The following is a 20,622-nucleotide window of genomic DNA, read 5'->3' on the forward strand; positions in this document are numbered from 1 at the left end:
TCAACAGGTGATGCGCGGCACGCATCACGCGTCAGGAATTGCGCTGGCTTTCGCGGACCAGCTCGCGGTAGCCGTGTTCGGTCATCCAGTGCGCGCGGGCGAGGTGAGCGTCATGGATGGACCGGCAATGCTCGGGGTCATGTTCGGGATCGAGGCCAAAGAGAACCTGCACAGCTTCGCGCCAATCGGCGCCATCACGCTCGGCATCGAGCAGGCGCATGTAGAGTTTCATATGCTCGCGATCATAGGACGTCAGCGTCTGGCTGGACGGTGGCTTGTCGAGGAAAGTCTGTGTCGGGCGTCCCATCATTCGCTCACGTTTGGGTAACGTATTTGTTAACCATCTTCGGCGGAAGACAGCCATTCCTTTTGACGAGAACCTGACATCACGCTGGCCGCTGTTTCACCGTTTGTCGGTGTTGACCGTATCGTGTTGCAGCAACACGCCCTCGCCCTTATCCGTCGACAAGAAAACGATCCCGGCCGCTTCGAGAGCGCGGCGCACCTGGTCGCGGGTGGACTCGAACACCTCGAGCCCGCTTTGGGATTCGAGGCGTTTGAGTGCGGTCAATGCGACCTGGGCCTTGTCGGCGAGCGTCTCCTGTGTCCATCCCAGTAACGCGCGCGCAGCCCGAGATTGGCGAGCGGTGATCATACATGATCACCTCCCACCGGGATACGCACGCACTCCAGAACTACGACTATAATAGTCGTTCTTGCTGTGAGCACCAGCCGAAATTCAGGTGCAATTATCAAGGATAGAGAGGCGACGCTCCCGTCCATGCCCGTCTGATTCGGTCGCTGGACCTTGCCAGACGCGGCAGGCGCGATCCGGTGAAGCAGGGGAGAAGTCCGGCGGCTTGCGCCGCCGGGCCTCGGGTTCCCGATCAGAACGGAATGTCATCGTCGTCGATGAACTTGCCGTCGTCGTTCTGGGTCTGCTTCGCCCGGCTCAGGAAATCGACCGTCTCGGCGATGATCTCGCAGCCGTAGCGATCGACCCCGGCGGCATCGGTCCATTTCGTGTAGTGGATGCGGCCGCGAACCAGAACCTTCATGCCCTTGTCGCAATGCTGCTGGACCGTCTTGCCGAGGCCGTTGAAGCAGGTGATGCGGTGCCATTCGGTGTCCTGGACCCGATAGCCGTTCTCGTCGCGCAGGACGCGGCCTTCCGAATAGCGGGGGCGCGAGGTGGCCAGGGTGAAGTGGGTGATGCCGGTGCCGCCCTGGGTGGTGCGGGTTTCGGGGGCCTGACCGATGTTGCCGGCGAGGATGACGATGTTCTGCATTGTAGGTCTCCGTTGCTCCTCGGAGGGACCGTCCCTCCGACGAGACCCGGCCAAGGCCGTCGGAAGACTCCCGCAACTGCCGCCCTTGCGGCAGCTTGCCCCTAAGGCCCCAGGTGGGGCGGGCAGCCGCGTTTGCGCGGCAACACGGCTGGGAGCCGCGGGGGTTGCTGGTGGAAGCCGAACGGACTTAGGGGATCAGTCAGGCGGAGGGATGGTGCTTTCGAAAGCAGATCGGGGACGCACAGCAGAACCATCGTCCTTGCTGGCGACAGCGACCAGGCAGGCCCCCATGCGAACCGAGACCACCGGCATGGCACTCCTTCAACCGTCTTTGCCGGTCACCGTCGTGTCCGCCGCCGGAAGGCCATGTCATCCGCGATGTGATCGGACAGGCTATCGGGTTCTCAGGTCCGGTATGGCGCCGCCCTGCTTCATCGGCCAAAGGCTCGGTCCCTCAGCATCGTGAAGGGACAAGGAAGGTGTTCGCGAAGGCCCCACGAAACGACGTGGACCGATGCAGCGGGGCATCGACCGCACGGGACCACGGTTCGCACCGCAGACCATTTCAAGCGCCGCGAGAAGCAGACCGGGTGCGATGGTGACATGCTGCGACGAACTGCTTTTCCGTCTTGGGCGAAACGACCGGGGCTCGGCGGCGCAAGCTGCCGGCCTTCCTCAGAAGTGGCTGATCGCGTCTGCCGTTTCAGCGCGAGAACACCGACTCGCCGAGGGCGTTCAGATTGACGATGGCCGAGATGCCGATGACGAGACCGCCCATGCCGCCGAACAGGTTGAGAACCAGCCCCGAGTCGATGGCGTTCTTGGTGATGCCATAGACAAGGGCATAGCCGGCGATGACGGCGGGCACGGCGAAGAGAGCGAGCGCAATGAGCCGCAGGGCCGGGTTCTTCGCGAAGCCAAGAGTCACGATCACAAGCGCGATCGAGAGCACGGCGGCGCCGATGGCCATGAGGCCGGACATCACGACCCCGGCGCCCGCGCCCCAGGCATATTGCGCTGCCGTGATGGCTGCCATGACGGGCAAGGCATAGATCGCGAGATTCCAGGCGATCACGCAGGCCGCGATGGTGAGCGAGATGGCGAGCAGGATCAGCGTCATGGAAACCTCCAGAGAACGGTTGGGGATCACGACAGGCTGCCGGGAGATGCGCTCCGCCTGCGACTATGCTGCTTCGCCGGTTCTGCAAGGATGTTCCATCAAAGGCGCGGCCTTGCATCTTGTCAAGTATCGGCGGCCGAAAGCCGCCAGGCGGCGGCGCTTACGCGCCGCCGTCGAACTTCATGACCGGGATGCCGAGCTTGCGGGCCTTGTCGGCGAGATTCTCCTGAATCCCGGTGCCGGGGAAGACGAGGACGCCGACCGGCAGCACGTCCAGCATGGCATCGTTTCGCTTGAACGGCGCCGCCTTGGCGTGCTTGGTCCAGTCGGGCCGGAAGGCGACCTGGGGCACCTTGCGGTGATCTGCCCAACGGGAAGCGATCAGTTCGGCTCCCTTGGGCGACCCGCCGTGCAGCAACACCATGTCGGGGTGCTTGGCATGGACCTGATCGAGCTTCGCCCAGATCAGGCGGTGATCGTTGAAGTCGGCGCCGCCGGTCAGGGCCACCTTCGGGCCGGGGGGCAGCATCACCTCGGTCTCGGCCCGGCGCTTCGCGGCGAGGAAATCGCGGCTGTCAATCATCGCGGCGGTCAGGTTACGATGGTTGACCATCGAACCGCTGCGCGGCCGCCAGGCGCTGCCCGTGTGGTGCTCGAAGGCCTCGGCGGCGAGGTCGCGGAAGAGTTCCATGCTGGCGCGCCGTTCGATCAGGGTCTGCCCTTCTGCCGTGAGGCGTTCGAGTTCGACCGATTTCACCTCGCTGCCGTCCTGTTCCCGCTGCATCCGGCGCTGCGCCTGCTCGTTGTCGTCGAGATCGCGTTCGACCCGGCTGGTGGCGCGGTGGAAGAGATTGACGGCGCCCCAGAGCAGTTCTTCGAGATCGGGTTCGAGACGGGTGTCACTGAGCGTCGCCACAAGGGCGTCGAAGATGTCTGTGACGGCTACAGCGACGGTATTGCCCTCGGGGAGCCGTCGCGGATCAGGTTCGTCCTGGAACGGGCGCCAGCCGTAGAGCTGGAGTTCGGTGAGGGCGTGATCGGTCTGGGAGGAGGTGTGGACCGGCTCGGCCCCTGCATATTCGGGATCAATCGTCATCGGGAGCGTCCTTTGTCTGGAGACCGCGCCCATCGCGGCCTTCGCAGGCGTCGAAGCGCACGGGCGAGGCGGGTTGGCAGCCCTCGCCCGCTCCGCGAGGGCCTCGATGGCCGGGGTGGGCTATTTTGACTTTCGCGATGCAAAGGCGGGGCCAGAGACGGGGTCCCCACGCGACCTGTCGCGTGGGGTGGCTCCCCGCCGGCGGAAAATAGTCCACCCCCGGCCATTGCCAGCCCGGCCCGTTTGTGCGCCGATCGCCCTCTCCGAAGGCCGTGGGTGCGGGACTCTCCGACGAAGGATGCGGCTGCCGATGGCGAGTGGTTGAGCCCGGCAGGGGATGAAGCAGGACCACGCCACCGGGACCGATCATGCGCTTACCCCGCCATGAAACGGCGGACGTCTTCGGGATGAAGCTGATCCTTCAGGGCCGCCCGAAGGGCATCGGCACCTTGGCGTCGCAGATCATCGTTGAAATCGCCCCTGAGCGGCGTGAGCGATATCGCCTCGATCCCGAGGCTCGCTGCTCGGGCGACCAGGCGGTCTCTTGCGCCTTCCCCGGCCGGGTCGCGATCGCGCAAGACATAGAGTCGGCGCAGGGTCGGCGGGAACAGGATGGCGGCGAGGTGAGCGGCGGAAAGCGCCGCCAGCATCGGCATCTTGGGCAGAACCTGACGGGGCGACAGCACGGTCTCGATGCCCTCGCCAGCCGCGAGCACCACACCGGCATTGCCGAAGCGGACGGCGTGCCCAAGAAGGTCGCCCATCGCCCGCCGCGGTGTCTCGACAGGCGCCTTGCCGGAACCGTCCGGGGCGAGCCATGTGCGATGCGCGCCGGTCTGGTGGCCGGTGAGATCGGTGACGGCGGCGACCATCGCCGGCCTAATCTCGGTGGGCGCATGCTCGTTGGGCCTGTAATAGCACCGGGGATGGTAGCGCAGCGCGGTGGTGCCTTCGAGCGTGGTGATCGCTCGCCGGTTGAGGTAGATCGCAGCAAGGGTGCCGTGGATCGGCTGCGCCATGGCGAAGAGCCGCCGCGACGCTTCAGGCGAACCGGGTGCCGCGCCGGATGTGCTGTCGGTCGGCGCTCTCGTCTTTGCCGGTTCGGGATGCGGGAGGGCGAGGAAGCGGCGCGCTTCCTCAGCCACGTCCTTGAAATCGGCGAGGCCGAGCGCCTCGCGGATGACGTCGAGAAGGTCGCCATGCTCTCCCGTCGCCATGTCACTCCACTTGCCCGCCGCGCCCTTGCCGGATTCCGGGCCGGTCAGTCGCACGAACATGGAGCGTCCTGGGGTGTTCTGCACGTCACCGACCAGCCAGTATCGCCCAGTGCGTTGGCCGGACGAGAGATAGTGGCGGCAAACCGCCTCGGCCTCGCGGCCAAGGCGGATCGCCAGTTCGGATGCGTCGTGGCACAGCATCAGGCTGCGTCCCGCTCGCCGATGCGTTCGACCGGCCAGCGGTCGAAGAGCTTGGCTAGCACGGCGGGACCGCTGGCATCGACCGGCACGAACATGCGCAATTTCCACGAGATGATCTCGTGGAAGAGACCGTAGGCGGTGAGACGCTGGCGTATCGTATCAGTGAAGCCGGAGAGTTCGATACGACTCACACCCATGACGCGGGCCCTACGAAGCTGGAGTTCCTCGGCGAGATCGAGGATCGTGCGGCCTTCCATCAGCGCCGCGAAGGCGTCGTCCGGGGTAATCGACGCGATGCCGGTCGTGGTGGCGTTGGCGGCCCAGGCCGGCGAGACCTTGCGGCCGATGATGCGCTCGCCCGCGTCAGACTGGAGCCGATAGACGCGGGTGGACTCGTTCGGCAGCCGCTTCCAGATCGGCAGCAGCAGGCCCGTCACCATATGCAGGGTGCTGTCTGCGAACTCCGGCACCTCCGCAAGTTCCGCATTCCAGGCCGCAGCGAATGCGTCCCGGTCGGCCTCGACCCAATGGGTCTCGCCCATCATCCTGATGGGGATATTGTGCGCTTCCATCGGCCGGATCAGCCTGACGCGGCGCTCGATCTCGCCATCGTCCAGCATGACGCTGGTGGTGGGGATTTGCACCGCCGCGCGGCCTGAGCGCCCGTTGATCAGGAGCTTCGCGCGCGGATCGTCGAGTTCCGCTAGGGCGGCATCGAGCATGACGGGCCGGTTGCGCTTGCGTTCGGTGATCGTCAGCAGGCTGGTCTCGGCCCCGGTGCGGGGATGGGTGTAGATCACCTGACGGTCGGTGACGGTGAAGCTCTCGGCGCGCAGCGTCTCCAGCCCAGCGTCATAGATGCCGGACGCGATGGCGCCCTCGATCCGCGCGGTCAGAAGCTGCTCGAAAGCGCTGAAGAGAACGCCCTGAAGCTCGACGGTCAGCGCCAGCAGCCGGTTCAAGAAAGTCGTGATGGCGGGCAGCTCGTCCTTGATGCCGTTCGCGTCCATCAGTTTCAACCCGGTGGCGGATTCGAAGCGTTCGAGCGAACATCCCTCGACCTTGCCGCGCACCAGCAGGAGATAGAGCTGGCGCAGCGCGTCGCGGGCGTAGGGACTTTCCAGATTGTCCTCGGGCCGGAACAGGCCCTGGCCGCCGGTCTGGCGCTGGCCGCGCGTGATCGCGCCCAAAGTGTCGAGGCGGCGGGCAATCGTGCTGAGGAAGCGCTTCTCGGCTTTCACATTGGTCGAGATCGGCCGGAACAGCGGCGGCTGCGCCTGATTGGTGCGATGCGTCCGGCCAAGGCCCTGGATGGCGGCGTCCGCCTTCCAGCCGGCTTCGAGCAGGTAATGGACGCGCAGCCGGGTGTTCTTCGCTGACAGTTCGGCGTGATAGCTGCGCCCGGTGCCGCCGGCATCGGAGAACACCAGCACCCGCTTCTGATCGTCCATGAAGGCTTGCGTCTCGGCCAGGTTGGCCGAACCGGCGCGACTTTCCACGACGAGCCGGTCGATGGTAACGCCGCCGCCGCGCTTGCGGACGATACGACGCGAGCGGCCCGTGACCTCCGCCACCGTGTCGGTGCCGAAATGCTGGATGATCTGGTCGAGCGCGCCGGGAACCGGCGGCAAGCTGGCGAGGTTGGCGATCATCTCGTCGCGCCGGGCCGCGGCCTCGCGGCTCTCGACCGGCTGGCCATCACGATAGACCGGGCGCGACGACAGGTTGCCCTCCGAATCCGTGAACGGCTCATAAAGCTGCACCGGGAAGGAATGAGCGAGGTAGTCTAGGACATACTCGCGCGGCGACAGGTCCATTTTCAGATCGCCCCATTCCTCGGTGGGGATCTCTGCCAGCCGCCGTTCCATCAGCGCCTCGCCGGTCGAGACGATCTGGATGACGGAAGAATGTCCCGCTTCCAGATCGGCCGTGATGGACCGGATCAGCGTCGGGGTTTTCATCGACGTCAACAGGTGCCCGAAGAACCTCTGCTTGGCGCTCTCAAAGGCCGAGCGGGCGGCGGACTTGGCCTGCCGGTTCAGCGTGCCGGACCCGCCCTCGCCGCCGGTGATGTTGGCGGCCTGCATCGCCGCATCGAGATTGTTATGGATGATGGCGAAGGCATCGGCATAGCTGTCGTAGATGCGGACCTGTTCAGGGGTCAGTTCGTGGTCGAGCAACTCGTATTCCACGCCTTTGAAGGACAGCGAGCGGGCGGTGTAGAGGCCAAGCGCCCGCAGGTCGCGCGCCAGCACCTCCATCGCCGCGACGCCGCCGGCCTCGATCGCCTCGACGAACTCCGCCCTGGTCGAGAATGGGAAATCCTCGCCGCCCCAGAGACCGAGCCGCTGCGCATAGGCGAGATTGTGGACGGTGGTGGCGCCGGTGGCCGAGACATAGACAACGCGGGCATCGGGCAGCGCGTGCTGGATGCGCAGCCCGGCACGGCCTTGCTGGCTGGCGGCGACATCGCCGCGTTCTCCCTTGCCTCCTGCTGCATTGGCCATGGCATGCGCCTCGTCGAAAATGATGACCCCATCGAAGTCCTTACCCAACCATTCGACGATCTGTTTGACCCTGGAAAGCCTTGTCCCGCGGTCGTCGGAGCGCAGCGTGGCATAGGTTAGAAACAGGATGCCTTCGTTCAGGGTGATCGGCTTGCCTTGGGGGAATCGCGACAGCGGCGTGACCAGCAGCCGCTCCATACCGAGGGCCGACCAGTCGCGCTGCGCGTCTTCCAACAGCTTGTCGGATTTACTGATCCAGACGGCTTTGCGCCGCCCCTGCATCCAATTGTCGAGGATGATGGCGGCGGATTCCCGCCCCTTTCCGACGCCGGTGCCGTCGCCGATCATATAACCCTGCCGGAAGCGGATGGCGCCCTCGGCGTCTTCCGGCGCGGCCGACAGGGTGTCGAGCGTGTCATCGACCGTCCAGCCCCCGGCGAGGAATCCCATATGGGCCTCGCCGGCATAGATCACCGTCTCCAACTGCGCCTCGGACAGCCTGCCGAGAATGTCTTTGGGCAGCACCGGACGATAGCTCGGCTTCGGCGGCGCGATGCTCGCCATCGAGGCCGACTGCACGAGCTGGGTAGGATGCGCCTGCGCCCCGTCGATGCGGATGGTCTGAAGCCCGTATTCCTCGTAGATCGCGTCGGAGAGGCGGCCGCCCTCGGCCGGTTCCCAATCCACGGTCTCATAGGCGAGCGGCACGGCCTCCGGTTCCGCAAGGGGCGCGGCGGGCGCGGATCGCGCGGCGCGGTTGACGTAGCCGCGCACGGTGCGGGGCGCGGTGGGTCGTGCGACCGGCACCGTCAGGCCGGGATCGACCGGCAGCCGCGTGGGAAGCAGGTCGGCTAGCCAGGCGATCAGCGTGGCCACGTCCGGCGCGACACCAGGCGCTGCCGGAAACACCGCCGCATCTTCGGCCGGCAGCTTGTCGATGACCGTGAGCCGGGTCGGGACAGTGGTGCCTTGCTTGGCATAGACCGAGCCGTCGATGGCGGCGGAAAAGGTGACGCGACCGCGTTCCTGCAGCCGGGTCCAGGAGGCGGTCCACGCCGGATTATCGGGGGCGAAGCTCGCCCCGGTGATGGTCACGAGCCGTCCGCCGGGCGCAAGACGCGCCAGCGCCGAAGCGACATGGCGGAAGGCAGCATCGGCCATGCGGCCCTCGACATGGGCCATGACCGAGAACGGCGGGTTCATCAGCACAACGGTCGGAACAAGGCAGGGATCGAGATGGTCATCGATCTGGGCCGCGTCGAAGCGGGTAACGGAAAGGGCCGGAAAGAGGGAAGACAAGAGGCCGGCGCGCGCCTCGGCCAGTTCATTGACGAGAAGCGCGCCGCCGGTGATCTCGGCCAGGATAGCGAGGAGCCCGGTGCCGGCCGAGGGTTCCAGCACCCGATCAGCGGGCGTGATCGCCGCCGCCGTCACCGCCACGAAGCCGAGCGGGATCGGGGTGGAGAACTGCTGAAAGGTCTGCGCTTCCTCCGACCGGCGCGTATGCGTCGGCAGAAGCGCGGCGATCCTGCCGAGCTGCGGCAGGATTGTGGTGGGAGACCCGGCTTTGCGGAAAAGTGCATTGCCGTATTTGCGCAGGAAGAGGACGGTCGCCGCCTCGCAGGCATCATAGGCGGTCTTCCAGTCCCAAGCGCCGGTGGCATCGGACGTGCCGAAGGCGGCCTCCATGGCGCCGCGCAGCGTGGCGGCGTCGACACGCTGACCGCGTTCCAGATGCGGCAGCAGCAGACCGGCAGCGGTGAAAACGCAGGCCGCGGTCTCAGCGTCATGGTCGAACGGAAGCGGCGCGGTGGCGGATGCCGCCGCGGATGCGGAAATCATGTTCATCGGGGATTCCTCGGGAGAGCAAGTCAGGATCAAGCCGGGCAGCGCTCTCTCTCGACCGCACCGGCTCAAACCCCTTCCGGCCCATCTCTCGCTCTGAAGCCGTGGCGAAAGCAGGCATGAAACAAGCGCCCGACCGTCAGGCTGGGCGCTTGTGGGTTTCAGTCGATGGCCTGGAAAATCGCCGCCGCCTCCGCGTGATCGGCGGCATGCTCGTAGAGGCGACCATAGCCCTCGGCGAGTTCGTCGTCATCGTAGCGGAAGGAAAGATGCGAGAAGGCGAAGAGCGTGGCGATGATCCCGGCGGCATCGCTTGAGACCTCGCCCTCGAAGCCGTTGCCTTCGCAGAACAGGCGGCAACGGGGCTTTGAGGTCGGCGCGAGATAGAGCGGCTGGCCGGCGCGTTCGTAGAAATCCCAGAGCCCGCCGCCGTAATCGCCGGGGCTGAGTATCTCCATGAAGCGAAAGACGGTATGCTCGCCGATGATGAGCAGGCGCCGGCCAAAAAGGCGCGGCAGGAAGTCCATGCGGCGCTCGTCGGGGACGCGGATTGCGGATTGGGAAGCAAGTTCGGGCAAAGCCATGATCGGTCTCCGAGAGGGAAAGGGGCACCTGCCGGACGACCCTCTCTCAACCCGTCCGGGGGCACCTGTTCCCGGCCCTCCTTTCGCTCTGGGGGCTTGAAGTGGACCATTATCTGGACCATCTTGTGCAGAATAGCGGAGAACATCTGGAGTGATATGCGATGAGGGTTTCTGTCACCGAGGCGAAGGGGCAGCTCACCGAACTGGTGAAGCGGGCCGAAGCCGGCGACGAGGTGATCCTGACGCGGCGGGGCCACGAGGTCGCCCGCCTCGTGCCGGTTGCCGTGGTGGCGACCCCGAAAGGCCGGCGCGCGCTGATGGAGCGGGTCCGGGCCACGGCGCGGGGCAAGGCATTGCCCGGCGCGGCTGCCGCGCGCAGCCAGGATTTCCTCTACGGGGATGACGGGATGCCGGCATGATCGCCGTCGATACCTCGGCGCTGATGGCCATCGTGCTGGACGAGCCGCAGGCCGAGACCTGCATGGTGGCGATCGAGGCGGCAGACGGCCTGCTGATCTCGGCCGGAACAGTGGCCGAGGCGCTGATCGTCGCCGGGCGGCGCAATGTCGGTGAAGAGATCGCCGCCCTGGTCGAGGGCCTTGGGTTCGAGGTGGTCTCCGTCACTGAAGCCTCGGCACGCAGGATCGCCGAAGCCTATGCCCGCTGGGGCAAGGGCGTTCATCCCGCCGGACTCAACTACGGGGATTGCTTCGCCTATGAGGTCGCCAGCGAACGCGGCTGCCCGTTGCTCTTCGTCGGCGACGACTTCTCACGGACGGACCTGCTGTCGGTTCTGTGAGGCAGCGCAGAAGGGTTTCAGCCGAAGCGCTTTCCATCAACTGTGAAGCTGTATTCGTTGGCAACGATGGCCTCATCGACCGCCTCATCCGAAGTCAGGTAGTCGTATTCGCGCTCAAGCTGGCGATAAAGCCAACGGGCGAGATCGCGCAATGCCTCCATGACGGTCTCCTCGGCATCGGCGGTCATGTCCTGCCAGGTCGGGCTGTCGCGGGTGACCGAGATCGCCATGCAGTATTCGTGATAGTATCGCCCCCGATGGGTCGCCTCGGCGGTCAACTGGTAGAAGTTGCGGCGTTGCGCCTGGTGCAGGGCATCCGCGATGCGGTGCAGCTCCACATCCTTCGGCGCATAGGTACGGATTTCCGCCGCCGTGCCTTTGCGATAGGAATAGTGGCCTTCGAACGCGGCGCCATCGCCCTGCGACCAGAAGCCCGTAAACCAGATGCAAGGCTCTTGTCGCACGCCGCCGCCCATGAGGCGGACGGTGCGGCTCTTGATGCCGATGCCGAGGATGTCCGCGATCCGCCGGAAATCCTCATAGACGGCATCGTACCAATCGTAGTCGAAGCCGCCCTCGCGATACCAGGCGCGGGCATTGTCTTTCGCGGCTTCGGAAAGCTCGTCGAGCCGATAGACCTTGGTTTCGATGACGTCAGGCATTGGGGTCGCCCCCGTCCAGAACGGTGGAAAGCCAACCGTCGGTGTAGATCCAGTCCACCGTCTCGCCGGTGGCGAGGTCGAGGACATGCGCGCCGCCCCCGAACCCGTCGATTCTCGGACGTGAGCAGGTATTGGCGTATTGCATCCCCCATAGCCCGGTCAGGCCGAACGCGGCGGCACAGCGTTTGACGAACTGGATGACATGCTCGGGATCGCCGGTGCCGTCATCGCGCATCCAGAGCTGGGTGCCGCCATGTTCGGGCTGGATCGAAAGCATGAAGCCGTCCGAGGGCGGATCTTCGGCGGCGTTTTCGCGCGCCAGCGCGTTGTAGAGATCAAGCGCGCGGGCGGCGTTCTCGGGGCTGCCCACGTCGAGCAGGCAGGAGAAATGGATGAAGTAGTCGGCCATGTCAGGCTCCTGAAACGAGAAGGCCCGGCGCGGGGCCGGGCCTAGTGGATGGAAAGGGGCGACAGGTCAGGCAGCTTGTGGCAGCCGCAGCAGATCGGCAGTCGTCTCGCGCCAGAAGGGATCGACCAGCCGCGCCTCGAGCAGGCTGGCGCGGTGGCGGAGATCACGAGCCGATACCGCATCGCCGCGCCCGGATGCCGTGAAGGCCATGCCCCGCAGACGGCTGGCCTCCGTGACGGTGCGGCGAGCCTCGGCGTCGGAGGCGACCGGATGCTGCCAGAGCACGATCCCGGCCCGGACCTCACCGGCAAGGACAAGGCCCAGTTCGTTGTCCTGAATGACCATGACGCGGGGGCGAAAGCGCAGCGCATCGCCCTGTCCAACGCGGAAATCACCGCGCGCAACGCGCTGGCTGGCGATGATCAGCGCCTCTTCGGGGGATTGGCACTGGCCGATGACGAGCGTGCGGTCGAAGCCGCCGACGTCATCGCTTTCGTCATCGCTGGCGATACCGATGCAGGAGATGCGCAGCGGCAGCTTCTGGGCATGACGCAGCCGGGGCAGGATCTGTCGCGCGACAATTTCGCCGATCGAGGCGAAAGTGGTGTGGTGGGAAAGGCTCATGGGGAATGCTCCGCGACGGACGGCGGAAGCCCCTCTCCCGCCTCACAATCCGTCACGGCCAACCGGCCCGCACTCTTACTCTCCCGTCCCGACGGTGGATCGTCCCGCACCTCGGCGGGACGATCCGGCGATCAGCACCAGGGCTCACGCCGCCCGGCCCAGGTTCTCGCCAGCCCTTCATCGACGAGAATATCGCCGACATCGCGGCCTTCGACGCGTATCGCCGCCAGGGTCCGGCCATAGCGGTCGGTCCCCTGACGCAGGATTTCGACCCGCCGACCTTGCAGGATTTCCGCCAGCCTGATCTTCGCTTGCCGGGCAAGGTCGGTTTCATGGATGCAGCGGCCCTCCATTTCGGGAGCGTCGATGTTGAATATCCGAACAGCTTCGGACTGCTGTCCCATACCCAGCCGGATCGAGTCACCGTCCCAGACGCGGATTTCCGCCGGTTCGCAGGAAGCCGTGCAGAGCAGGACGGAGATGACGATATGGCTGAGCATGGCAAGAGGCTTTCATAAGGGGGAGGCTGACGCGACTGCTCAGACTTCTTCCTGAAGTCGGCCATTGACGCAATGCGGATCGACCTCCGCCTCGATCCGCTGCGTCCGCCCCATCCAAGGCGCCGGGTGGATTGCCCGCGCCCAATCGGCGAAGGACGGGATACGGCCCAGATCCTCGCGGACATGCTGCTCCCCGACCCATCGGGCCGGGATCACCCTGCCGGTGGACAGGGTGATCGTCGCCCCGAAAATGGTCTCGGCCATGAAGATGCCCTCGGCATGGTGGCGAAGCGCGCGATGACGAAAATCGGCCAGGATCTCCTTGCTGGCATCGAACCAGCTATGGATGGGCAAGTAATCCTCGACCGTGCCGCCCCATTTCTTCACCGACGAGAGCGCGTGATGATAGGGATGTGCCATTTCCGCCCCCTCAGAACTCGTGACTGTAGAATTCGGTGGCGGTGTAGCGCTCGTTGTAGTCGAGCGTGATGGTGCGCGCCGCCACATCGAAGCTGAACTCGCCATAGGCGCCATCATTGTTCTCCCAGCCGCCATGGGTTTCCGAGAGGAAGTCATAGGCGAGCTGTTCGATGGCCGCCTCAACGCCCATTGAGATTGCGGTCACCTTGTCCGTTCCCCATGCCACCGTGGCAATGGTGATCTCGCCCTGCGGCAGGTCCACGATCCGGTCATCCGCTTGTGCGGTGATGTCCTCGATCTGGCCGCTGTCGCCAGAACCGTCGAAGGTGACGGTCACGAGGGCGATCCCTGCGGCGGCCAGCGCATCGAACAGCGCCGTCTTGTTGTCGGGACGGACCGCTTCAGCGCGACGGTTGCGCTCATCGCCCTCGGCGAAGAAGCGCGCGACGCTGGCGGCCATGTCGAATTCCGGCGTGGCTGGTTTGTCGGTATCGGTCATTGGATGATCCTCCAGGAGAGCGGGATGATATGGCCCGGCATCACTCTCCTCTTCTTCCTCCGGGCTCGCCCCGATCCCGGCCCAACTTTCCCTCTTCCTTACCGAGGCAGGCCTCGGCACCGCCGCTGGCGATGGGCAATCGGCGCAGGACTGAAGGCCCGGATGCGGAATCCGGGCCATCGGGCGGAGGCGCTTTCGCGCCTCAGCCGAAGGGATCGAGTTCGAGCTTCACCATTTCTTCGTCGCCGTCGAACTCGTCGGCGGGCATGGCGCCGTGGGTGCCGTCCCCGGCCTGGAACACGACGATCACGACCATCAGCGTGGTGGCGAGGCTGGCGGCGAAAGCGGTGGCATCTGCGTAGGACATGGGTTCCGGCTCCTGTCTTCGGAGGCGGGGGACCATCCCCCGCGCGACAGGCGCCCGAAGTGTCTGACCGGATCTGCAATCACCCTCGGGCGTTCGGATTCTTTCCGAATCCCCGAGGGCGGCACGCGCGCGTAAGCCGACCCCACCGGGGTTGAATGCAAAGAGACGGTCGGACCAAGGTTAGCGAATGGAAGCGGGGGATGGTGCTTTGCGTCGAGCCGGTGCCGGAAACCCGTCGCAGATGCTTTGCTGCGCCAGCCTCGTTGCCGGCGGATATTCAGGGTGTGTTTCAGGCCGGGGACGGAACCCGTTGCCCCCACAACACCAAGGAGTTGGCGCAATGGTGAAGCTCGAACTCGATCCATCGCTGCTTGTGCAGCGATACCCGATAGCCCCGTGTGCAAGGTTCGGCTTTCAGGGCCGGTCAGTCCCAGAACCCATCGGCGATTTCGCGGGCGATCATGGCGCGGGCCTTCATCATCACATCGTCGCCGGAGGTGTCGATATGACCGAAAAAGCGCGTCCGGGCGCCATGGGCCGTCCAGTCGGCATAGCGGCAGTATTCGCGGGCATCGAGCCGGAAGGCGCGCATGTCCTCGGCCCAATGCGGTTTCGGTTCCACGATGACGGTGACGCCGTTGCGGGTTTCCTCCCAGGGAAGCGAGCGCTCCGATGGCGGATTGCGGCGGTCATCGGCGAAGATTTCATCGACCGTCATCATGATGCGCCCCCATCTTCGGCCTTCTCGACAAAGCCGGCAGGATCGTCGGGATCCGGCGGCAGATAGGCGTCATAGGGGTTGCCGCTTGCGAGATGGCCGAACGGCGTGAAGACGTAATCACCCCCGTCGCGGCCGACCGCGCACAGGACATAGCGTGTCTCACGGGTCGCGGCGTCGAGGCATTCCATAAGGGCGAGATTGCCGTCATCGGCAGCACGAAGCAGAGTGTCGAAGTTCGTTCGAACGGGATCGGGAATGGCCATTGTGTTCTCCTGAAACGAAGAAGGCCCGCCGTCACGGGACAAGCGGGCCGGATGAACGGGATCGGCGATGGTCACGCGGCAGCTCGACCCTCGACGGCATCGGCGCCTGCCTCGTCGGCGGTGATCTCCTCGAGGCGCGCGCGGCTGTAGCCGTTCCTGGCTAGCCAGAGTTCGGCCGCCTCGTGGTTCTCCGCGAGGTGCAGCAATTCGACGTTCTCTCCGACATCCTGCACAACACGGACCTGACCGATCTTCGGGCGTTCGACAACCCGGAAGCTCAGATCGCTGTCGATGCCGTAGCTGCGCATGATGGTGATGAGGATGATGCCGCCTTCGCCGAAATCACCCTCATGCAGGGTGAAGGACGGCGGCGTCGTGTAGGTCGGGCGCTCGCGGCCCGGTTCCTTGCGCACGAGGCGACCGGCCCCGTTGCGGGATTTCCACGCGGCGAGCTTCTTGGTGAAACGTGCGGGCGGTTTCGGCTGGCCGTCGCTATAGGCCACGAGCGAGCCGAGAGGCGCAATGTCGAAAATGAGGGAAGCGGACATGATCTTGCTCCTGAAACGAAAGCGGCCCGGCGAGATGCCGGGCCTTCAGATGGAAGGGATGGAATGCGGGGCGGCGGAGGCCGCCCCGCTGCTGCGCGTCACTCGGCGGCGACGAGGGCCTCCGGATCGTCGGCGGCCTCGGCCGTGTCCTCATGGCCACCGGCGAGGAAGTCGGGCAGCGCCACGCTGTCCTCGTCCTGATCGGTCGCGCCATCCACGGCCTGCGCCTCGATGGCGGGGCGCAGCGGCTCCGGCAGCCAGCCGGTATCGGCCAGGAGCCGTTCGGCCTCCTTCGCCATATCGCCCTTCTTGAGATGCGCGATGAGATCGGCCGCGCGATCGCCGGCGCCCTCGCGCACCGCCTCGATGATGCGGGTCTTGGTCACGCGACCCAGGTAGTTCTCGACCGTGGGCCTCCAGCCCGCTTCGACGAGATCGAGGCCGGTGGCTTGTGCCAGCCGTTCGGCCTCGGCCATGCGGCGGTCGAGACCGTGCTGCGAGATGCCATTCCCCGAATAGGGGTTGGGCCGCTCGTAAAGCGCGTTGACCCCGAAACTGACGCAATGGGCGAGCAGCGCCAGGCGGCTGGCATCGTCGAGACCGTCGATCCAGTCCCAGAGCCGGTCGTCATCGCCAGCGGGGATGTCGCCCCGCCAGGCGTCCGCGCGCTCGTCGATCATCTTCGCGGCGGCGCTGTCAGCGAGCCCGGTCGCATCCGTGGGAAGATAGATGTGACGCACGGCGGCATAGAGGCTGGTTCCCGAGGTGGCGGTGCGCTCGAAAGTATCGAGAACCAGCTTGTGCAGCAGCGCCGTCATGGCGACGCGCGGATTCTCGGCAAGCGCATTGCGCAACGCCAGCGTCCGCCAGGCGGTCAGGTCGGTCACCAGCCGCTCGGGCAGCGGCTTGACGGCATCGTCCTCCTCTTCATCGCCGTCCGGGACCGGCTCGCCGCCGACGGTGATAACCGCGCGCTGCACCGCATCGGGATCGGACGGGTCGGCACCTTCGCCCGCATCCTCACCATCGACGCTCTCGGGTTGTTCGTCCTCGGGGCGGACATAACCGGGACTGACGATCAACTCGCCATCGCGGTCGATGCTGACGAAAACACCGGCACGGGCGATGTCTTCCGGCGCGAAGGTGACGGGCCGGTTCTCGAAGCCTTCCAACTCGGCTTCGATCTCCCCGAGCCGCTGGTCGATCTCATCGGGCAGGTCGTCGGCTTCTGCATACTGCGCTTCGAGTTCGTCATACTCGTCGCGCAGCGCCTCGCGGGCGGTGCGCTCCTCGTCGGTCAGCTCCTGGGTCACACCGACCAGCCTGCGCAGGCCGTTGGCGTAGCCGTAGGGAAGTTCGACTGCCGCGTCGATCCACTTCCAGCCCTGTCCGGCGATCTCGTCGGCGACAGTGCGCAGCTTCTCGTCAACCAGGCGGTCGAGCAGCGTGACGTCCTGCAACCAACCGCCGTTCTCGTCGGAGAAGAGATCGCGCAGCACCGGGCCGCCCGCCGCCTCATAGGCGTCGATGCCGATGAAGCGGGCGCGCTTGTCGGCAGCCGGAACCGTGGTCTCGGTCAGCAGGCTGCGGATGTGCCAGGGCTCTTTCTGCCACGACGTGCTGATCCGCTCCCAGACCTGCTGCTGGCGCTCGTGGTCGGGATTGACGGTGAAGGCTTCCAGCATCGCCAGCGTCATCTCATTCCGCGCATAGGCGTCGTGCAGCGCCGGCGCGACCGTCGCGAGACGAAGGCGCTGCATGATGTAGCGCGGCGTGGTCCGCCAGGCGTCGGCGATCTCCTCCTTCGACATGCCCATGTCGAACATCCGCTTGAACGCCTTGAACTGGTCGAGCGGATGCAGGGCGAGGCGCAGCAGGTTCTCGGCCAGCGAGTCGTCGACTGCCGAGGTCTTGGCATCGGCCTTCTTGACGATGCAGGGGACGAGGCCATCGGCCGGGAAGCGACCGGCTTCGACGAGGCGCGCGATGGACCTGTAGCGGCGGCCGCCGGCCGGGGTCTCGAAATCGCCGGTCTCAACGCCGTCCGCGTCGAGGATGGCGCGGACATTGAGGCCCTGCACGAGATCCTCGCGCCGGTCGATGTCATGGGTAAGTTCGTCCAGACCCGCCTCGACGTCAGTCTCGCGAACATTGCTGTCCGACAGCCTGATCCGGTTGAACGGAATGTCGCGCGCCCGTGAAAAGACGATCATCGGGGCGACGGGCTTCTTCCTGGCAGCTTTGGCCATCGTGGTATCTCCGCGACGGGCGGCCGGGAGCCACTCTCTCGACCTCCAACCCGTCACGAAGCGAAGCGCCGCCCTCTTCCTCTGAAGAGTGCGACGCCAGGCCACAAAGCCGGCAACCGGAAATCAGGATTCCCGGCTTTCCGTATCTGTGGATGTGCGGGTGAATGCCGCACCGGCGCGGTAGAGGGCTCGTTCCGCCGCCTGGATGCTGCCGGTTTCCCACGCAGCCTCCGCCCAGACCGAGATCGGGAAATCCCCGGTGAAGAGCAGATCCCGCTCGATCCCCATGCCGAAGGGCAACCGGACCCCACGCAGCTCTTCCAGGCTCCACGAGCCGAGTTCGGGGTAGCCGATATCGGCCAGGCCGAACATGATGTCGCCGCCCTGATCCAGCTCGGTGGCGAGCCAGACGCCCTCGCCAAACGGATTGAAGAATTTCACGACGGGGACGTGATCGGCACCGCGATGCCGACCATTGGCGAGGAGCTGCGCGCGCTGTGTACGGGTCAGGAGGATCATGCCGCCACCCTCCGCTCGGTCGAGGCCGCAACCGTTTCAGCGCCGTCCTCGTCGGGCAGATGCGCCAGCAGCCAGTCGGCCGCCTTACTGGCCTGTGAGGCCGCGCGGACAATGGCGCGGTTATCCTCGCGCAGCACCTCCAGCCAGGAGCCGATGTAGTCGGCATGGCGCACGGTCGGCACGATGCCGAGCGAGGCGCAGCAGAAGGCCGCGTTCATCTCAGCCACCAGCTCCTCGAAGGCGTATTTCTTCGTGCCGAAGCTGCCCGAAAAATCCCGCCCCAGGCGCGAGGCATGGCCTGTGGCGTGACCCATCTCGTGGAGCGCCGTCCTGTGCCAGTTGATCGGTTCGAAATAGGCGGCCGGTGGCGGCACCTGGACATAGTCGAGCGCCGGAACATAGAAGGCGCGATCCCCGCCGATGCGGAAATCGATACCAGTGGCACAGATCAGCGCCTCGACCCTCGGCTCGATCATGCCTGGCGGTGGTGGTGGTGCCTCGACAGCGATGTCCTCGGGCAAGCCTTCGCATTGCGCCGCGTTGAACACGGTGAAACGCTTCAGGAACGGAATGCTGCCTGCTTCTTCTCCCGCCTCCTGAGCGCGGCGCTTCTCGTCCTCCGGCGTGAAACGGTCGGCATAGACGACGGTGGTGCCGCGCTCGCCCTTGCGGACATTGCCGCCGAGCGAGAGAGCTTGCCGGAAGGTGAGCCAATGCTGGGTCGGATAGCCGTGCTGGACCACGGCGCCCCAGAGGATCAGGACATTGATCCCGGAATATTGCCGCGCGGTCGCGGCATTTCTCGGCATGGCGAGCGGCGCCTTCGCCGCCGCCGTCCCCCAGGGCTGGACCCAGGGCAGCCGCCCTTCCTCCAGCTCGGCGATGATCTTGTCGGTGATGTCGTCATAGAGATTGCTGCGGGCGCCGCCTGGGCGAGCGCGGTCCTGTCTGGCCATCGGGATGATCTCCGCGACGGGCGCCGGAGGCCACTCCTCCAGCCCTCAACCCGTCACGGAAAACCCGTCCGCACTCTCCCTCTCAGGGGGCGTTGCGGGGTCTCCCCGCTGAAGGGGGTGCGCCGGCAACGATAGTGCCGGCCAGGGGGAAGGCCTTCCCCCTTCAGGCCCACTGCAAGATGCGCGTTTATTCGCGGGAACAATAAAAAGAGCCCGCGCGAATGAAGAATCAGAAGCGAATAGCCGTCGCCGGTGTTGGCGTCTGCCGGTATGATGAGGTGAGTTTGGCGCTCAGGCTTGGAAAACTAATGACGCAGCATGACCAGCACATCGCCACGTGGCGGGATGCTTTTCGCGACGAGACAACGGGCATCCACAGAACCATTCAGGATCTGCTCTGGAACTACGCCGCCTTTCGCACGACGGTTCGGATCGTCCGTCTTGCAAATGAGAAGAGAGGCTCGAGACCCCCGCTTAACCAGATGATGTTCAATCTCGTTTCCGAGGGATACTGGTCAAGCCTGCTTCTCGGCACTCGCCGACTTCTCGATAAGGCCCCGATCAATGGCCCCAAGGGAGTTTACTCGATCCGATCTGTCGTCAACGACGTGAAAGCGAGCCAAAACTGGTTGACCAGGAGAATCTACGTCGAGAAAGTGCTTGACGCGCAATACGATCTCGATCGCCTGCATCAAGAACAACATGACCACCTCGTCGCCGCGAAGGGGCGTCCGGTGTGGGGTGATCCAGAGCTCATGAAAAGTCAGGCCGCGCATCGGCATTTCGATGTTTTGAGCGGCGTGTCTCCATCAGGGCGTAACCCGAGCGATCTGATCTCAGCCACGGTATTGGAGAAGATCGAAACTCGGCTCGCCAGCCTTGATCGAATTGCCGAGCACGTTAACTCGCATGTTGCTCATGCCGGGAACAAGCAAAGTCGGCAGGACAGGGAGCTTGGTGATTTCGACATTCGCGATGCCGAAAAGACTCTCAGGCAGTTGAAGGAAATCGCGGATCTGGTCGGAGTGTGGTTCGCCAACGAAGGCGGTGCGGGCCTCGCCACATATCTCGGAGACCAATTCGAGGGCCTCGATCATGCTGTCGTAGACAGCGCCGACGTTGCCGACCTTTCAGAGCAATGGCGATTGATCGATAGAGAAATCGCAGAATGGTCGATCGGGCCAGAAGATTTGTGACCCCCGAGAGGCAGGCCGATTCGTTGGTTCG

The 20,622-nt window shown here is 65.3% G+C and carries 24 protein-coding genes; 3 read left to right on the forward strand and 21 right to left on the reverse strand.

Annotated elements, in window-relative coordinates; genetic code table 11:
- Positions 1-31 precede the first annotated feature (31 nt).
- The 8 genes from ACFFJ7_RS10300 to ACFFJ7_RS10335 all read right to left on the reverse strand — a co-directional run bounded on the left by ACFFJ7_RS10300 (position 32) and on the right by ACFFJ7_RS10335 (position 9,859).
- Positions 32-307 carry a DNA -binding domain-containing protein gene (locus ACFFJ7_RS10300; protein ID WP_039194909.1) on the reverse strand — a complete coding sequence of 92 codons (276 nt, stop codon included), beginning with the start codon at positions 305-307 and terminating at the stop codon, positions 32-34.
- 96 nt (positions 308-403) lie between these two features.
- Complete coding sequence (locus ACFFJ7_RS10305) at positions 404-655, reverse strand: helix-turn-helix domain-containing protein (RefSeq protein WP_012092622.1); 252 nt, start codon at positions 653-655, stop codon at positions 404-406.
- Between the two features lie 232 nt (positions 656-887).
- Positions 888-1,289 carry a single-stranded DNA-binding protein gene (locus ACFFJ7_RS10310; RefSeq protein ID WP_012092621.1) on the reverse strand — a complete coding sequence of 134 codons (402 nt, stop codon included), beginning with the start codon at positions 1,287-1,289 and terminating at the stop codon, positions 888-890.
- A 703-nt stretch (positions 1,290-1,992) separates the two neighbouring features.
- Positions 1,993-2,409: a hypothetical protein gene (locus ACFFJ7_RS10315; RefSeq protein WP_039194765.1), complete on the reverse strand. Its 417-nt coding sequence runs from the start codon at positions 2,407-2,409 to the stop codon at positions 1,993-1,995.
- 160 nt (positions 2,410-2,569) lie between these two features.
- Positions 2,570-3,505, reverse strand: coding sequence for a DUF2493 domain-containing protein (locus ACFFJ7_RS10320; protein ID WP_196108343.1), 936 nt, complete (start codon positions 3,503-3,505; stop codon positions 2,570-2,572).
- 374 nt (positions 3,506-3,879) lie between these two features.
- Entirely contained in the window at positions 3,880-4,923 is a 1,044-nt protein-coding gene (locus ACFFJ7_RS10325) for a DUF7146 domain-containing protein (protein ID WP_377592179.1), read from the reverse strand.
- Positions 4,923-9,278, reverse strand: a complete 4,356-nt coding sequence (locus ACFFJ7_RS10330; RefSeq protein ID WP_353392173.1) for a strawberry notch-like NTP hydrolase domain-containing protein — start codon at positions 9,276-9,278, stop codon at positions 4,923-4,925. The genes ACFFJ7_RS10325 and ACFFJ7_RS10330 overlap by 1 nt, the downstream gene beginning before the upstream one ends.
- Before the next feature lie 158 nt (positions 9,279-9,436).
- Positions 9,437-9,859: an antirestriction protein gene (locus ACFFJ7_RS10335; RefSeq protein ID WP_012092616.1), complete on the reverse strand. Its 423-nt coding sequence runs from the start codon at positions 9,857-9,859 to the stop codon at positions 9,437-9,439.
- 161 nt (positions 9,860-10,020) lie between these two features.
- Here ACFFJ7_RS10335 and ACFFJ7_RS10340 point away from each other — a divergent pair, with 161 nt between their 5' ends.
- Positions 10,021-10,278 (forward strand): type II toxin-antitoxin system Phd/YefM family antitoxin, encoded by a 258-nt coding sequence (locus ACFFJ7_RS10340; RefSeq protein WP_028034381.1) that lies wholly within the window; start codon positions 10,021-10,023, stop codon positions 10,276-10,278.
- Complete coding sequence (locus ACFFJ7_RS10345) at positions 10,275-10,658, forward strand: type II toxin-antitoxin system VapC family toxin (RefSeq protein ID WP_012092614.1); 384 nt, start codon at positions 10,275-10,277, stop codon at positions 10,656-10,658. Before ACFFJ7_RS10340 ends, ACFFJ7_RS10345 begins: the two co-directional genes overlap by 4 nt.
- A 17-nt stretch (positions 10,659-10,675) precedes the next feature.
- Here the strand turns inward: ACFFJ7_RS10345 and ACFFJ7_RS10350 are convergent, their stop codons facing one another.
- The 13 genes from ACFFJ7_RS10350 to ACFFJ7_RS10410 form a co-directional block, all read right to left on the reverse strand.
- Entirely contained in the window at positions 10,676-11,320 is a 645-nt protein-coding gene (locus ACFFJ7_RS10350; RefSeq protein ID WP_196108339.1) for a DUF8835 domain-containing pootine, read from the reverse strand.
- On the reverse strand, positions 11,313-11,729 hold the full coding sequence (locus ACFFJ7_RS10355) for a hypothetical protein (protein WP_196108338.1): 417 nt from the start codon (positions 11,727-11,729) through the stop codon (positions 11,313-11,315). Before ACFFJ7_RS10355 ends, ACFFJ7_RS10350 begins: the two co-directional genes overlap by 8 nt.
- A 66-nt stretch (positions 11,730-11,795) precedes the next feature.
- Positions 11,796-12,353, reverse strand: coding sequence for a hypothetical protein (locus ACFFJ7_RS10360; RefSeq protein WP_039194755.1), 558 nt, complete (start codon positions 12,351-12,353; stop codon positions 11,796-11,798).
- 131 nt (positions 12,354-12,484) lie between these two features.
- A complete protein-coding gene (locus tag ACFFJ7_RS10365) occupies positions 12,485-12,853 on the reverse strand; it encodes a thermonuclease family protein (RefSeq protein ID WP_012092610.1) in 369 nt (122 codons plus the stop codon).
- A gap of 39 nt (positions 12,854-12,892) precedes the next feature.
- Positions 12,893-13,273: a DUF6915 family protein gene (locus ACFFJ7_RS10370; protein ID WP_012092609.1), complete on the reverse strand. Its 381-nt coding sequence runs from the start codon at positions 13,271-13,273 to the stop codon at positions 12,893-12,895.
- Positions 13,274-13,283: 10 nt separating this feature from the next.
- Positions 13,284-13,772: a DUF6878 family protein gene (locus ACFFJ7_RS10375; RefSeq protein WP_377592180.1), complete on the reverse strand. Its 489-nt coding sequence runs from the start codon at positions 13,770-13,772 to the stop codon at positions 13,284-13,286.
- 202 nt (positions 13,773-13,974) lie between these two features.
- On the reverse strand, positions 13,975-14,139 hold the full coding sequence (locus ACFFJ7_RS10380; protein ID WP_166507195.1) for a hypothetical protein: 165 nt from the start codon (positions 14,137-14,139) through the stop codon (positions 13,975-13,977).
- Positions 14,140-14,563: 424 nt separating this feature from the next.
- Complete coding sequence (locus ACFFJ7_RS10385) at positions 14,564-14,860, reverse strand: hypothetical protein (protein ID WP_012092597.1); 297 nt, start codon at positions 14,858-14,860, stop codon at positions 14,564-14,566.
- Positions 14,857-15,123: a DUF6117 family protein gene (locus ACFFJ7_RS10390; protein ID WP_012092596.1), complete on the reverse strand. Its 267-nt coding sequence runs from the start codon at positions 15,121-15,123 to the stop codon at positions 14,857-14,859. The genes ACFFJ7_RS10385 and ACFFJ7_RS10390 overlap by 4 nt, the downstream gene beginning before the upstream one ends.
- A gap of 71 nt (positions 15,124-15,194) precedes the next feature.
- Positions 15,195-15,671, reverse strand: a complete 477-nt coding sequence (locus tag ACFFJ7_RS10395) for a UCP036055 family protein (protein WP_012092595.1) — start codon at positions 15,669-15,671, stop codon at positions 15,195-15,197.
- A gap of 98 nt (positions 15,672-15,769) precedes the next feature.
- The gene (locus tag ACFFJ7_RS10400) at positions 15,770-17,920 is read right to left on the reverse strand and encodes a ParB/RepB/Spo0J family partition protein (protein ID WP_196108336.1); all 2,151 of its coding nucleotides are present in this window, start codon (positions 17,918-17,920) and stop codon (positions 15,770-15,772) included.
- A gap of 123 nt (positions 17,921-18,043) precedes the next feature.
- Positions 18,044-18,439: a DUF2958 domain-containing protein gene (locus ACFFJ7_RS10405; RefSeq protein WP_073067607.1), complete on the reverse strand. Its 396-nt coding sequence runs from the start codon at positions 18,437-18,439 to the stop codon at positions 18,044-18,046.
- Complete coding sequence (locus ACFFJ7_RS10410; RefSeq protein ID WP_377592181.1) at positions 18,436-19,395, reverse strand: ArdC family protein; 960 nt, start codon at positions 19,393-19,395, stop codon at positions 18,436-18,438. Before ACFFJ7_RS10410 ends, ACFFJ7_RS10405 begins: the two co-directional genes overlap by 4 nt.
- Before the next feature lie 221 nt (positions 19,396-19,616).
- Between ACFFJ7_RS10410 and ACFFJ7_RS10415 the strand changes: the two genes are divergently transcribed.
- Positions 19,617-20,591, forward strand: coding sequence for an AbiU2 domain-containing protein (locus ACFFJ7_RS10415; protein ID WP_377592182.1), 975 nt, complete (start codon positions 19,617-19,619; stop codon positions 20,589-20,591).
- Positions 20,592-20,622: the final 31 nt, after the last annotated feature.

Source organism: Pseudochelatococcus lubricantis (assembly GCF_042432495.1).
Lineage (GTDB): Bacteria > Pseudomonadota > Alphaproteobacteria > Rhizobiales > Beijerinckiaceae > Pseudochelatococcus > Pseudochelatococcus lubricantis.